Here is a 14,367-nt window from a genome sequence, read left to right as displayed (position 1 = left end):
ATAATAAAAGTAATTATGAACGAGAAACTAGAAATTGCAGATAAAAAATTTACGTCGCGGTTATTTACAGGAACAGGAAAATTTAGTTCTTCAAAATTAATGAAAGAATCTTTATTAGCCTCGGAAAGCGAGTTGATAACAGTGGCTTTAAAAAGAGTAGATATTAAAAACGAAGAAGACGATATTTTATCGCATTTAAATGATCCTAGAATAAATCTTTTACCCAATACCTCTGGCGTAAGAACTGCAAAAGAAGCCATTTTTGCAGCAGAATTGTCGAGAGAAGCTTTGGAAACAAATTGGGTAAAATTAGAAATTCATCCAGATCCAAGATATTTATTGCCAGATCCTATAGAAACCCTAAAAGCTGCAGAAGAATTGGTAAAATTAGGTTTTGTAGTAATGCCTTATATTCATGCAGACCCAGTTTTATGCAAAAGATTAGAGCAAGTTGGTGTACAATGCGTTATGCCTTTAGGAGCACCCATTGGAAGCAATAAAGGCTTAAAAACACAAGAGTTTTTAGAAATTATTATAGAACAATCGAATGTTCCTGTAATTGTAGATGCTGGTATTGGTGCACCTTCGCACGCTGCATTTGCAATGGAATTGGGGGCAGATGCAGTTTTGGTAAATACCGCAATTGCAGTTTCTAAAAACCCTGTTCAAATGGCAAAAGCATTTAAAATAGCTGTTAAAGCAGGTAGAATGGCTTACGAGGCAAAGCTGGCACCAATTAGTCAAAAAGCAGAAGCAAGTAGCCCTTTAACCTCTTTTTTAAATTAAATGATGAGCAATTTTAAAGCAATTTTCGATACTTATAATTGGGATACTACGTTAAAAAGTATTTTCGATAAAACAACAGCAGATGTTAAAAATGCACTAGAAAAAGAAAAACTGAATTTAGAAGATTTTAAAGCTTTAATTTCTCCTGCAGGAAAACCATTTTTAGAAGAAATGGCACAAAAAAGCCAAAGAATTACTAAAAATAAATTTGGGAACACCATTCAAATGTACGCACCCATGTATTTGAGCAACGAATGCCAAAATATTTGTACATATTGTGGTTTTAGCATCACAAATAAAATACCAAGACGAACTTTAACAGATGCCGAAATTTTAAAAGAAGTCACTTTTTTAAAGAAAAAAGGATACGATCATATTTTGTTGGTTACTGGCGAAGCCAATAAAACGGTTGGTATTGATTATATAAACAATGCAATTGAGCTAATTCGTTCAAAATTTTCGAATATTACAATAGAAGTTCAGCCTTTAGACCAAAAAGAGTACGAATTGTTAATCGAGAGCGGTTTGTATGCCGTATTGGTATATCAAGAAACATACCATCGAGAAGCGTATAAAAAACACCATCCAAAAGGAAAAAAATCTAATTTCGATTATCGTTTAGATACACCAGACAGATTAGGAAAAGCAGAAATACACAAAATAGGTTTGGGCGCTTTGTTTGGGCTAGAAGATTGGCGAGCAGATAGTTTTTTTACAGCTTTACACTTACAATATTTACAAAAAAAATATTGGAAAACTAAATATTCTATTTCTTTTCCTCGATTAAGACCACACTCTGGAGGTTTAGAACCTAAAGTAACAATGACAGATGCCGATTTGGTACAATTAATTTGCGCATTTCGTTTGTTAGACGAAAATTTAGAATTATCTATTTCTACAAGAGAAAGTGAGCGATTTAGAAACCATATCGTTCACTTAGGCATTACTTCCATTAGTGCCGAATCTAAAACAAATCCTGGAGGGTATTCAGTAGCACCACAATCTTTAGAACAATTCGAAATTTCTGACGAAAGAAGCACAGAAGAAGTCGTAGAAATGTTAAAAAACAATAATTTAGAAGTAGTTTGGAAAGATTGGGAACAATTCGAAAAAGTGTAAAAAGAATGTTAACTTCGGAAGAAAAAAAGCAATACAATCGACATCTTATTTTAGAAGAAATAGGAGAAGAAGGACAATTAAAATTAAAACAAGCCAAAGTTTTAGTGGTTGGCGCAGGTGGTTTGGGTTGTCCTGTTTTACAGTATTTAACGGCTGCTGGTGTTGGTACAATTGGTATTATTGATAATGATCTGGTAGATAAAAGCAATTTACAACGTCAAATTTTATATACAATAGACGATGTTGGGTTTTCAAAAGCAGAAAGAGCTGCAAAAAGATTATCAAAATTAAATCCGAATATAAACTTTACCATTTATAAAGAAAAATTATCGAATAAAAATGCAATTTCACTCTTTAATAAATATGATGTTGTTATTGATGGAAGTGATAATTTTGCCACTCGTTACCTAACAAACGATGCATCTCTACTAACCAATACACCTTTAATCTATGGAGCTATTTTTAAGTTCGAAGGCCAAGTTAGCGTGTTTAATTTCAAAGGAAGTGCAACTTATAGATGTCTTTATCCAACACCGCCAAATCCAGCAGATTCCCCAAATTGTTCAGAAATTGGCGTGTTAGGTGTGTTGCCAGGAATTATTGGAAGTTTGCAAGCAAATGAAGCCATTAAATTAATTTGTGGAATAGGAGATTTGTTAACCAATAAGTTGTTGTTATTTAATGCTTTAAATATGCAACAAATAGTGCTAAACTTTAAAAAAGATACAACAATAAAAATTGTTGCTTTAGAAAAAAATTACGATTTTTTCTGTGGAATTGTTCCAATAAAAGAAATTTCTTTGGAAGAGGTAAAGAAAAACAGCAAAAAATACAACTTATTAGATGTGAGAGTATTTTCCGAAAGAGAAAAATTTCATATTGGTGGGCAACACATTCCTTTAGCAGATTTACCAAAGAGGATAAACGAAATTCATCAAAATAAAGATTTAGTGGTGTATTGCAAGTCTGGTTTTCGTAGCAAAAAAGCCATTAATTTGTTAAAAGAGAAATATCCTAATTTAGAGTTAATAAATCTAAAAGGAGGTTGTTTTTAAGTTGAATCTCTATAAAATTCATCACAAAATAAAGTTGCTGCTTTTTCCGAAATTTTTGAGATAATAAAGCAAATATTTTAAGAAGAAGACTTCTTAAATTAAATGTATTTTATATTTTTGCCGACTTAAATTAAAATATAAATTAAAAATTATGAAAAAAATTATTTTTGTTGTTACCCTTTTTTTAGCAGTTGTTAATATTCAAGCACAAGAAAAAGGTGCAATTGAAGTAGGTGGTAATATTGGTGTTAATTTTGCAAATTTAATAGCAAGCAACAACTCAAATCAAACTACAAATTCTGTTACCGGTTTTAACTTTGCTGTAAGTGGTGAGTATTATTTCTCTGATAGATGGGGTATCAAATCGAAACTAATTTACGATCAAAAAGGTTGGGCAGATGGTTTTTTTGACGATGAAAATGGCTTTCAAACTACTACAGATTTTAAATTAACTTATTTAACGTTGCCAGTAATGGCAAATTGGCACTTTGGCTCTAAGAGAAATTGGTATTTAAACTTTGGTTTGTATTTAGGTTTTTTATTAGATGCAGAAGCAGAAGCTATCAATAGAGATGTATCTGATGCATTTGAAGGTACAGACATTGGGCTAGCTTTAGGGATAGGATATAAGTTCGAAGTAAGCGAAAACACAAAATTATTTGTAGAATTCGATGGTCAAGGAGCTTTTAACGATGTTTTTAAAAGAAATGATTCTAGTGTCTCTGTAAAAAATTCTAGACAAGCTATTAATTTTGGAGTGTTATTTTCTCTATAAATTAAATCACATTAAAAACGAAAAAACCTGCTTGAATGCAGGTTTTTTCGTTTTTAAGCAAATGCTAAAAATAATAAACAAACAATTAATATTAAAACACTACTTTTGCACGAAATTTAAGAAAGTACAAATGCAATCAATAAGAAACATCGCAATTATTGCCCACGTAGATCATGGTAAAACAACTTTGGTAGATAAAATTATAGATCAAGCAAAAGTTTTAGACGATCGTAAAGAACGTACAGATTTATTGTTAGATAATAACGATTTAGAACGCGAAAGAGGAATTACAATTCTTTCTAAAAACGTATCTGTAACCTATAAAAACACAAAAATTAATGTAATTGATACACCAGGTCACGCCGATTTTGGAGGAGAAGTAGAGCGTGTATTAAAAATGGCAGATGGTGTTTTATTGTTAGTAGATGCTTTTGAAGGACCAATGCCACAAACTCGTTTTGTATTGGGCAAAGCCTTAGAATTAGGGTTAACACCAATTGTTGTTGTAAATAAAGTAGATAAAGAAAACTGTACACCAGATTTAGTACACGAAAAAGTATTCGATTTAATGTTTGCGCTAGAAGCAACTGAAGAGCAGTTAGATTTTACAACCATATATGGTTCTGCAAAAAATAATTGGATGTCAACAGATTGGAAAAACGAAACCGACAACATTATTCCACTATTAGACGCTGTTTTAGAATCTATTCCAGAAACAAAATACAACGAAGGTACCCCACAAATGCAAATTACGTCTTTAGATTTTTCTCCTTTTACAGGTAGAATTGCAATCGGACGTGTATTTAGAGGAGATTTAGAAGTTGGCAAAGATTATATGCTTTGTAAAGCAGACGGTTCTACTAAAAAAGTAAGAATTAAAGAATTACACGTATTCGAAGGAATGGGTAAAATGCAAGTAAACAAAGTGCCTTGTGGAGATATTTGTGCAATTACTGGTGTCGATGGTTTCGAAATTGGAGATACTATTGCCGATTTAGAAAATCCAGAACCATTGCCAAGAACAGAAATAGACCAACCTACAATGAGTATGTTGTTTACAATTAACAATTCTCCATTCTTTGGTAAAGAAGGTAAATACGTAACATCACGCCACTTAAGAGACAGGTTGTTTAAAGAATTAGAAAAAAACTTAGCATTAAAGGTAGAAACTACAGATTCTGAAGATAAATTTAACGTTTTCGGACGTGGAGTTTTACACTTATCTGTATTAATTGAAACCATGCGTAGAGAAGGCTATGAGTTACAAGTAGGAAGACCACAAGTAATTATAAAAGAAATAGATGGCGTAAAGTGCGAACCTTACGAAACTTTATCTATAGATGTACCAGAAGATGTTGCTTCTAAAGCAGTAAACTTAGTTTCTTTAAGAAAAGGAGATTTAATGGTTATGGAACCAAAAGGAGACTTACAACATTTAGAATTTACCATTCCATCTCGTGGACTAATTGGCTTAAGAAATAGAATTTTAACAGCAACTGCAGGTACAGCAATTATAAACCATCGTTTTTCTGAATATGGTCCTTACAAAGGTGATTTTTCGGAAGAGGTTAAAGGTGCTATTGTATCTTCAGAAACGGGTAAAGCAACAGCGTATGCTATTGATAGATTGCAAGACCGAGGACGTTTCTTTATAGATCCAAATCAAGAAATCTATAAGGGGCAAGTTGTTGGAGAAAATAGTAAAGATACAGACATGGGTGTAAACTTAATAAAAGGTAAAAAATTAACCAATGTTAGGGCTTCTGGTTCTGATGATGGTGTAAAAATCGCCCCAAAAATCGACTTTTCTTTAGAAGAATGTATGGAGTACATTAGAGATGACGAGTATTTAGAAGTAACACCAGCCAGTTTACGTATGCGTAAAATTAATTTTAAAGGATAAGAAATAATCTTTATTTCAAAATCTTAGAATCGTAATAATTACAAAAGCTCAAGTTTTAAAATTTGAGCTTTTTTATCTTTGTAAGATGAGTAATTTTAAACATCTTTTCGAAACATTACAAGAAAGCCTTACGAATCTTACGTTTGTAAAACTAACATTAAGCAAACCACTTAGAAAAAACGAAGGCTTGTTAAATGTGTATATGCGTTTGCATATAATTGAAGGAAAACAAGTTTTCGAATTAAAATATCGTCATGCAACCGAAGAAAAATTCAAGCAATTTTCTTTTGAAGAAGTACTATCTGAAGTAGAAAGTTTATTACTAAATAAATTTAGAGCTGCTACTTTGTTTACCTTAAATGAAGATTTATTGGTAATGGTTTCTAAAAAGAAAGCCATTTCATACAGGAAAAACACACCAAGTTTTAAAAATAAATTACCAGAAATTCCACCCCAAAACTTGTAAACCTATTTTTTTAAAGTAAATTGATTTTTAATATTTTCAATATCTTTTTCAGAAATATGTTTCGCAGTTTTTTTTATTTTTCCAATAAAAGCAGCAACTTCTTCTGCACTTGCAGGACCTCCTAAGTTTTGGTTTTTATCATTATAAGAATTTGTAATCAGTTTTAAATTAGCATCTAAAATTACCCAAAAAGGCAAACCAGCTTTATCTCCACCATATTTTTTTAATAATTCTGTGGAACCAGGATTCTCTAAATTTTTATTTTTTGCAGACTCTTTTACAACAACAGGCACAATTACATAATTATTATTAAAAAAATCTTTGGTTTTGTTGGCTTTCATATCTTTCGTCATTTTATGACACCAGCCACACCAAGAAGCTTCAAATTTTATAAAAATAGCTTTGCCCTCTTTTTGGGCAGTAATTTTTGCTTCATTTAAAAGCTCGTTAGTAGGTTTTTGAGAGAAAACACTTAAAGTAAAAAACGTGCAAAAAAAAGTACTTAGAATTATTCTTTTGAAAATCATGGATTTTTTTTTAGACTTTAAAAATAATAAAATTAAATGTAAGTTTTTGTAAAGTATGTATTAATTTAGAACATTTGTACTAGAAATCACTTTAACGTTATGTAATCTAATATTTACAACCTATGAAAACAAAAATAAGCATTATTTTACTCGCTTTATTACTATATAATTGTCAATCAAATAAAGAAACAAAAGTTAGTTTTATGACTTTTAACATTTATCAAGAAGGCACAAAAGTCGAAAACGGATTTACACAGATAAAAAATGTAATTTTAAACGTAAAACCAGATGTTGTTGGTTTTACAGAAGTTAAAAACTATTCTGGAGATTGGACCTCTAAAATGCAAAAAGTGTTAGAAGAAAATGGTAAAAAATATTATAGAGGTTATGTTGGAGGAGACACTTCAATCTTAAGTAAATACCCAATTAAAGATGCTGTTTTAACAGGAAAAAATAGTATTAGTAAATTTAAAATAGAAGTAAATACAAAAGAGATGTATGTCGCAGTTGCACATTTAGATTATACCCAATATGCTTGTTATTTGCCAAGAGGGTATTATGGAGGTACACCCAATTGGGGTGAAATTACCAATGAAAAAGGAGCGCTAACACCAGTAAAATCTGTAGATAGTATTTTAAGATTTAACCTAACATCTCTAAGAGACGAACAGTTAAAAGATTTTGTAGCAAATTTAAAAGACGAAGAAAAACCTCTAATTTTATTAGGCGATTTTAACGAACCTTCTCATTTAGACTGGCAAAAGAACACCAAAAATTTATACGACCATAATGGATTGATTGTAAATTGGCAAAACAGTTTGTATTTAAAAAATAAAGGTTTTGTAGATTCTTACAGAGAGAAATACCCAAATGCAGTTAAAAACCCTGGTTTTACTTGGCCTTCTGAAATGAGCAAAGACGTTAGTACAAGTTGGGCACCCAAAGCAGACGAAAGAGATAGAATAGACTTTATTTACTATTTAGGAGATGCTATTTCTGTTGAAAAAACTGCAATGGTAGGCTCTAAGAATTATTTTGTAAGAAATAAAAAATCCTCAGAAAACGTAGAAAACGATGTTTTTTTGGCCAGCGATTTGCCTTGGCCATCAGATCATAAAGCAGTATTCGCGACTTTGGTCTTTAAAAATTAAGAATTTTAGATAAAAATTAAACATATTTTTCAATTTTGATAAATATTTGTGTCTTAACTTAAATTTCACAAACATCTCTTGTATTTTAAAAAATAAAATTAAGATATTTGCAGAAGAAATTAAAGAAATGAACTTTATTCAATCTCATCGCCATCATTTTTACAATTGCAATCAAGCGATTTAAAGATGTATTGAATAAAATCAAGATATTTATAAACCCGTTTGAGCAAATCAAACGGGTTTTTTCAATTTTAACACCGTATTTGTTTGTTCAGGCATTAAACAAAATAAAATGAGTAACTTAAGAATTGCAGTACAAAAATCAGGAAGATTAAACGAAGATTCTATGAATATCTTAAAAGATATCGGAATTTCTATAGACAATGGTAAAGACCAACTAAAAGCCGCCGCAAGAAATTTTCCAGTAGAAGTTTTTTACTTGAGAAATGGCGATATTCCTCAATATTTAAGAGATGGCGTAGTAGATGCTGCCATTATTGGCGAGAATGTTTTAATCGAAAAAGGAAACGATTTAAAATTTGTAGAACGATTAGGTTTCTCTAAGTGCAAAGTTTCAATAGCAGTTCCAAAAGAATCGAAAGCAAACTCTTTAAAAGATTTAGACGGAAAAAGAATCGCCACTTCGTACCCAGAAACCGTAAAAAAGTATTTAAAAGAATACAATTTAGATGCACAATTGCACATTATTAATGGTTCTGTAGAAATTGCCCCCAATATTGGGTTGGCAGACGGAATTTGCGATATTGTTTCTAGCGGAAGTACTTTGTTTAAAAACGGATTAAAAGAAATTGAGGTTTTATTAAAATCGGAAGCTGTTTTAGCAGTTTCACCACAAATATCTGAAGAAAGAAAAGCAATTTTAAATAAAATTCAGTTTAGAATTCAATCTGTTTTAAAAGGAAGAGAATCTAAATATGTGTTATTAAATGCGCCAAATGAAAAACTAGAAGGCATCTTAAAACTACTACCAGGAATGCGAAGCCCAACCGTTTTACCTTTAGCAGAAAAAGGGTGGAGCTCTGTACACACCGTAATTAGTAAAAATAAATTTTGGGATATTATCGAAGATTTAAAAGCAAATGGGGCAGAAGGCATTTTAGTTTGTCCGATTGAAAAAATGGTGCTTTAATATCCTGAAAAGTTTTTAAAACATCCTACGAGGTTTTTAAGACCTTGCAGGAACAAACAATAAATACCTACAAGGTTTTAAACCTTGCAGGAAAAAGATAAAAAATGAAGTTTATAAACAATCCATTAAAAAAAGATTGGAACAAAATCTTAGAAAGACCCACAAAAACGATCGATGATATCGAAGGAATTGTAAATAAAGTCTTTCTCGAAATAAAAAAAGAGGGTGACAAAGCAGTTTCGAAATACACACAAAAGTTTGATGGTGTTTTATTAGAAGACAATTTCGTTTCAGAAAAAGAAATTAAAGAAGCAATTTTAGAAGTTTCAGAAGAATTAAAAGAAGCAATAAATGTAGCTCACAAAAACATCACAACTTTTCATAAGGCGCAAAAAACCCAAAAAGTTTCTGTAGAAACAACAATAGGAGTTTCTTGTTGGCAAGAAAAAAGACCCATTCAAAAAGTAGGTTTGTATATTCCAGGAGGAACTGCGCCATTATTTTCAACCGTTTTAATGCTGGCAATTCCGGCGCAAATAGCAGGCTGTAAAGAAATTATACTGTGTTCGCCGCCCAATAAAGAAGGTAAAATTCATCCAGCGATTTTATTTACAGCAAATTTATGTGGTGTAACAAAAATTATAAAAGTTGGCGGAATTCAAGCGGTTGCAGCATTAACTTTCGGAACAGAAACCATTCCACAAGTTTACAAAATATTCGGACCAGGAAATCAATTTGTAACAGTTGCCAAACAGCTATCTACAAAATATGGAGTTGCCATAGACATGCCTGCAGGACCCAGTGAATTGTTGGTTGTTGCAGACGATTCTGCAAATGCAAGCTATGTGGCTTCCGATTTATTAAGTCAGGCAGAACATGGGGCAGATAGTCAGGTTATTTTAGTATCTACTTCAAAGAAATTAATCGAGGCAGTTTCAAGTGAAATTCAAAAACAACTTGTAGAGTTGCCAAGAAAAGAAATTGCGACAAAAGCAATCGAAAACTCGAAATCTATTTTTGTCGAAAATAACACAATTGCATTAAATTTAATTAACAAATATGGCCCAGAACATTTTATTGTTTGTACAAATAATAACGATTTTTATGTAAATCATATCGAAAATGCAGGCTCTGTGTTTATTGGAAATTATACACCAGAAAGTGCAGGAGATTATGCGTCTGGTACGAATCACACATTACCAACCAACGGTTTTTCAAAAGCATATTCTGGTGTAAATCTAGATAGTTTTACAAAAAGTATCACTTTTCAAAAAATTACTAAAGAAGGAATAAGAAATATAGGGCAATCCATTGAGTTAATGGCTGCAGCAGAAGGCTTACAGGCACATAAAAATGCGGTTTCAATTCGTTTAAAAAATATATAAATATTGTAACATAAACGAAAAAAACAGTCTTTTAAATATGAAATCGACCTTTAATATAAACAATTTAGTAAGACCTAATATTAAGAATATTACGCCTTATTCCTCTGCAAGAGACGAGTACAAAGACATCTCTACTGACCCAATGATTTTCTTGGATGCGAATGAAAATCCTTTTGAAAATGGAGTAAATAGATACCCAGATCCACAACAAGTAAGTGTAAAAAAAATTATTTCTAAATGTAAAAAAATCAACGAAAAAAATATTTTTTTAGGAAATGGAAGTGACGAAGTTTTAGACTTAATTTTTAGAGCATTTTGTGAGCCCAAAGAAGATAATGTTGTTACATTGCCCCCAACTTACGGGATGTATTCGGTTTTAGCAAATATAAATAACATAGAAAATAGAGAAATTTTATTAGATGAAGACTTTCAGCCTAAAGTTGAAAAAATTTTAGAAGCAATAGATCATCATACAAAAATTTTATTTTTGTGTTCACCCAATAATCCTACAGGAAATAGTTTTTCTGAAGATAAAGTAACCAAACTACTTAAAAATTTTAACGGTTTGGTTGTGATAGATGAAGCTTATATCGATTTTTCTGAACAAGATGGTTGGTTAAAAAAGATTAAAAAGTTCCCGAATTTAATTGTAACTCAAACATTATCCAAAGCTTATGGTTTGGCAGGCATTCGATTAGGAGCTTGCTATGCTTCTGAAGAGATTATTAAAATTCTAAATACCATAAAACCTCCATATAATGTAAATGAGCTTTCTCAACAAAAAGCGCTAGAACGTTTAACAAATTACGAGGAAATTAAAAACGAAGTATCGCAATTAATTAGCGAAAGAAAACGATTAAAAGCAGAATTAGAATGCTGTGTAAATTATATCGAAAAAGTATATCCTTCAGAAGGTAATTTTTTATTAATTAAGGTAGATGATGCCAATAAAAGATACAATCAATTATTAGAATATGGAGTTGTAGTTAGAAACAGAACGACACAACCCTTGTGCAAAAATTGTTTAAGAATTAGTGTTGGCATTTTAGAAGAAAATTTAAAATTGATTCGTGCTTTAAAGGCAATTCAGTAAAATATAAAAATGAGCAAAAAAGTATTATTTATCGACAGAGATGGCACTTTGGTGTTAGAACCACCAATAGATTATCAATTAGATAGTTTAGAAAAATTAGAATATTATCCGAAAGTATTTCAATACATGGCAAAAATTGCCCAAGAATTAGACTACGAATTGGTCATGGTTACCAACCAAGATGGTTTAGGTACAGACGCTTTTCCAGAAGATACTTTTTGGCCTGCTCAAAATAAAATAATTTCGGCTTTCGAAAAAGAAGGCGTTGTTTTTTCTGAAATTTTTATTGATAAAACCTTTCCACACGAAAATGCAAAAACACGAAAACCCAGAACAGGCTTGCTTACAAAGTACTTTTCTAATGAGTACGATTTAGAAAACTCGTTTGTTTTAGGAGACAGAATTACAGACATGGAATTGGCGAAAAACTTAGGAGCAAAAGGCATTTATTTATCCGAAAATTCTGATTTAGGAGCCGATGAAATAGAAACTTCTAAACAAGAAATTTTAGACTGTATTGTATTAACTACAACAGATTGGGAGAAAATTTACGAGTTCTTGAAATTAGAAGACAGAGTTGCAGAAATTACTAGAAACACCAACGAAACGAAAATTTACATCCAATTAAATTTAGACGGTTCTGGTAAAAATAATATTTCTACAGGTTTGCATTTTTTCGATCATATGTTAGACCAAATTGGCAGACATGGAGCTATGGATTTAACCATAAAAGTCGATGGCGATTTAGAGGTAGATGAACATCATACCATAGAAGATACCATGATTGCTTTTGGAGAATTATTCAACAAAGCATTAGGCAATAAATTAGGCATCGAAAGATATGGTTTTTGCTTGCCAATGGACGATTGTTTGGCACAAGTGGCCGTTGATTTCGGAGGTAGAAATTGGTTAGAATGGGAGGCAGAATTTAAAAGAGAAAAAATTGGAGATATGCCAACAGAAATGTTTTTTCACTTGTTTAAATCATTTACAGATGGGGCAAAATGCAACTTAAATATTAAAGCCGAAGGAACAAACGAACATCATAAAATAGAAGCCATTTTTAAAGCATTTGCAAAAGCAATAAAAATGGCTGTAAAAAGAGATGCCAATAAGATGTTTTTACCATCTACAAAAGGGCTTTTATAAGTTAAAAGTAAAATATAAATATTAAAAGTTTTTTAGCATTAAGAATTATACTTCTAATATTTAAAATCTACTATTTAAAATGAAATTAGTAATTATTAATTATGGTGCAGGAAACATCAAAAGCATTCAATTTGCATTTAAAAGATTAGGGGTTAATGCTGTTTTATCAAACAATATAGATGAAATTAAAGCGGCAGATAAAGTAATTTTTCCAGGAGTTGGTGAAGCAAGTTCTGCCATGAAAATGTTGCAAGAAAGTGGTTTAGACCAGATAATTCCGACCTTAAAACAACCCGTTTTAGGCATTTGTTTAGGAATGCAATTAATGTGCAATTTTTCTGAAGAAGGCAACACAAAAGGTTTGGAAATTTTTAATGTAACTGTAAAACGTTTTTCTAATCAGGTAAAAGTACCACAAATGGGGTGGAATGTAATTTATGATTTAAAATCAGATTTATTCAAAGGAATTAAAGAAAAAGAATTTATGTATTTGGTACATAGTTTTTATGCAGAAAATTGCAAAGAAAGCATTGCAACAACAGATTATGAAATTGAATACGCATCTGCCTTACAAAAAGACAATTTTTACGGAGTTCAATTTCATCCAGAGAAAAGTGGAATTATAGGTTCAAAAATTCTTGAGAATTTTTTAAAGTTAAAAGTTTAATATTAAATATTAGAAGTTATCTATGAAAAATAAAATAATCTTTAGAACTAAAAACTTTGCTTTAGATTGTTGTAAGTTTTGTTTTAAGGTTCCAAAATCAAGAGAATACAATGCTTTTGTAAATCAATTGATTAGAAGTTCAAGTTCAGTTGGCGCAAACTATAGAGCATCACAAAGAGCAAAATCAACAACAGATTTTATTAATAAATTAAAAATTGTTGAAGAAGAAGCTGATGAAAGTGTGTGTATTGGTTAGAAACTTTCGAAGAAGTTTTACCTCAATACAAAGAAGAAATAATCAAATTAAAAAAGGAAAGTATTGAATTATTAGCTATTATTGTAGCTTATATAAATACTGTAAAAAGAAATCAAAAGAAAAAATAATATTAAAAGTTAGTTGTGGCTAATTTAACCTAAGTGAATATGGATATTTTAAAACAAAAATATTTCCTATCCTCAAAAAAATTTGAACTAACAGATGACCGAATTTTAGTTATGGAAAAATCTGTTTTTGACGAAAAAGAATGGGAAGCAAGATATAACGAATTAGGAATTGATTTGGTAAAAGTCAAATCAAGAGAAGGAATTGGTAACGCTGTTTTGTTTGGTGGACTTTTAATTGTCACATCTTATATGACTTTTAAAGCATTTACGGACGGAACTGATATAAAACTTGCTTTCTTGTTCCTGTTCTTCTGCTTTATGTGGCTTACTGTTTTTTGGTGGAGTATCCAAAAATATTTTGCCGCATTGTTCATTTTACAAGGAGGAAATAAAACACTGACTTTTTTCATTAATAGCCCAAAAGAAAAAGAGGTAAGAGAGTTTATAGATAAAGTGAGAGAAAAAGTAAAATCAAGATTGAAAAAGGACTTAACCGTTTTTGACCCAGATTTGGATTTTGAAGACCAATTAGCAAACTTGAGATATTTGAAAAGCATTGATATATTAAATGAAAAAGAGTTTGAGTTTGTACGGGAACATTTAAGAGAAAAACATTTAATAAAATAAAAACTAGCCACAACAATGCATAACCGTAATTACGGCGGATTCGACTACGTCCGAATCCATTCGGAAGGTCAGTGCCAAACCGAAAATTAATGTATATAAATCCTTAACTGATGGTTGGTTATACGAGACC

Annotated in this window: 15 protein-coding genes; 14 read left to right on the top strand and 1 reads right to left on the bottom strand. The window is 31.0% G+C overall.

Features of this window, described 5'->3' with window-relative positions; genetic code table 11:
- The first annotated feature begins 15 nt into the window (after positions 1 to 15).
- The 6 genes from JL193_RS01420 (at position 16) to JL193_RS01395 (ending at position 6,104) form a co-directional block, all read left to right on the top strand.
- On the top strand, positions 16 to 786 hold the full coding sequence (locus JL193_RS01420; protein WP_207972139.1) for a thiazole synthase: 771 nt from the start codon (positions 16 to 18) through the stop codon (positions 784 to 786).
- A gap of 3 nt (positions 787 to 789) precedes the next feature.
- A complete protein-coding gene (gene thiH / locus JL193_RS01415) occupies positions 790 to 1,905 on the top strand; it encodes a 2-iminoacetate synthase ThiH (protein WP_207972138.1) in 1,116 nt (371 codons plus the stop codon).
- A gap of 5 nt (positions 1,906 to 1,910) precedes the next feature.
- On the top strand, positions 1,911 to 2,960 hold the full coding sequence (moeB, locus tag JL193_RS01410; RefSeq protein ID WP_207972137.1) for a HesA/MoeB/ThiF family protein: 1,050 nt from the start codon (positions 1,911 to 1,913) through the stop codon (positions 2,958 to 2,960).
- 151 nt (positions 2,961 to 3,111) lie between these two features.
- Positions 3,112 to 3,735, top strand: a complete 624-nt coding sequence (locus JL193_RS01405) for a porin family protein (protein ID WP_207972136.1) — start codon at positions 3,112 to 3,114, stop codon at positions 3,733 to 3,735.
- A gap of 130 nt (positions 3,736 to 3,865) precedes the next feature.
- Entirely contained in the window at positions 3,866 to 5,638 is a 1,773-nt protein-coding gene (typA, locus tag JL193_RS01400) for a translational GTPase TypA (protein ID WP_207972135.1), read from the top strand.
- Positions 5,639 to 5,723: 85 nt separating this feature from the next.
- Positions 5,724 to 6,104, top strand: a complete 381-nt coding sequence (locus JL193_RS01395; protein ID WP_207972134.1) for a hypothetical protein — start codon at positions 5,724 to 5,726, stop codon at positions 6,102 to 6,104.
- Between the two features lie 2 nt (positions 6,105 to 6,106).
- On the opposite strand, the gene JL193_RS01390 is transcribed toward JL193_RS01395, so the two are convergent.
- Positions 6,107 to 6,631, bottom strand: coding sequence for a thioredoxin family protein (locus JL193_RS01390; RefSeq protein ID WP_207972133.1), 525 nt, complete (start codon positions 6,629 to 6,631; stop codon positions 6,107 to 6,109).
- A gap of 122 nt (positions 6,632 to 6,753) precedes the next feature.
- Here JL193_RS01390 and JL193_RS01385 point away from each other — a divergent pair, with 122 nt between their 5' ends.
- The 8 genes from JL193_RS01385 (at position 6,754) to JL193_RS01350 (ending at position 14,237) form a co-directional block, all read left to right on the top strand.
- A complete protein-coding gene (locus tag JL193_RS01385; RefSeq protein ID WP_207972132.1) occupies positions 6,754 to 7,782 on the top strand; it encodes an endonuclease/exonuclease/phosphatase family protein in 1,029 nt (342 codons plus the stop codon).
- A gap of 292 nt (positions 7,783 to 8,074) precedes the next feature.
- Positions 8,075 to 8,932: an ATP phosphoribosyltransferase gene (gene hisG, locus JL193_RS01380; protein WP_207972131.1), complete on the top strand. Its 858-nt coding sequence runs from the start codon at positions 8,075 to 8,077 to the stop codon at positions 8,930 to 8,932.
- Positions 8,933 to 9,036: 104 nt separating this feature from the next.
- On the top strand, positions 9,037 to 10,317 hold the full coding sequence (gene hisD, locus JL193_RS01375) for a histidinol dehydrogenase (protein ID WP_207972130.1): 1,281 nt from the start codon (positions 9,037 to 9,039) through the stop codon (positions 10,315 to 10,317).
- A 37-nt stretch (positions 10,318 to 10,354) separates the two neighbouring features.
- Complete coding sequence (gene hisC / locus JL193_RS01370; RefSeq protein WP_207972129.1) at positions 10,355 to 11,410, top strand: histidinol-phosphate transaminase; 1,056 nt, start codon at positions 10,355 to 10,357, stop codon at positions 11,408 to 11,410.
- Between the two features lie 9 nt (positions 11,411 to 11,419).
- Positions 11,420 to 12,559 carry a bifunctional histidinol-phosphatase/imidazoleglycerol-phosphate dehydratase HisB gene (hisB, locus tag JL193_RS01365; protein WP_207972128.1) on the top strand — a complete coding sequence of 380 codons (1,140 nt, stop codon included), beginning with the start codon at positions 11,420 to 11,422 and terminating at the stop codon, positions 12,557 to 12,559.
- A 79-nt stretch (positions 12,560 to 12,638) separates the two neighbouring features.
- The gene (gene hisH / locus JL193_RS01360; RefSeq protein WP_207972127.1) at positions 12,639 to 13,226 is read left to right on the top strand and encodes an imidazole glycerol phosphate synthase subunit HisH; all 588 of its coding nucleotides are present in this window, start codon (positions 12,639 to 12,641) and stop codon (positions 13,224 to 13,226) included.
- 22 nt (positions 13,227 to 13,248) lie between these two features.
- Positions 13,249 to 13,482 (top strand): four helix bundle protein, encoded by a 234-nt coding sequence (locus JL193_RS17030; RefSeq protein ID WP_243456803.1) that lies wholly within the window; start codon positions 13,249 to 13,251, stop codon positions 13,480 to 13,482.
- 167 nt (positions 13,483 to 13,649) lie between these two features.
- A complete protein-coding gene (locus tag JL193_RS01350) occupies positions 13,650 to 14,237 on the top strand; it encodes a hypothetical protein (RefSeq protein WP_207972126.1) in 588 nt (195 codons plus the stop codon).
- Positions 14,238 to 14,367 lie beyond the last annotated feature (130 nt).

The sequence above is a fragment of the Polaribacter batillariae genome (assembly GCF_017498485.1).
Taxonomy (GTDB): Bacteria; Bacteroidota; Bacteroidia; order Flavobacteriales; family Flavobacteriaceae; genus Polaribacter; species Polaribacter batillariae.
The sequence above is the reverse complement of the archived record's forward strand: the minus strand, read 5'-3'. Positions and strand labels throughout refer to the sequence as shown.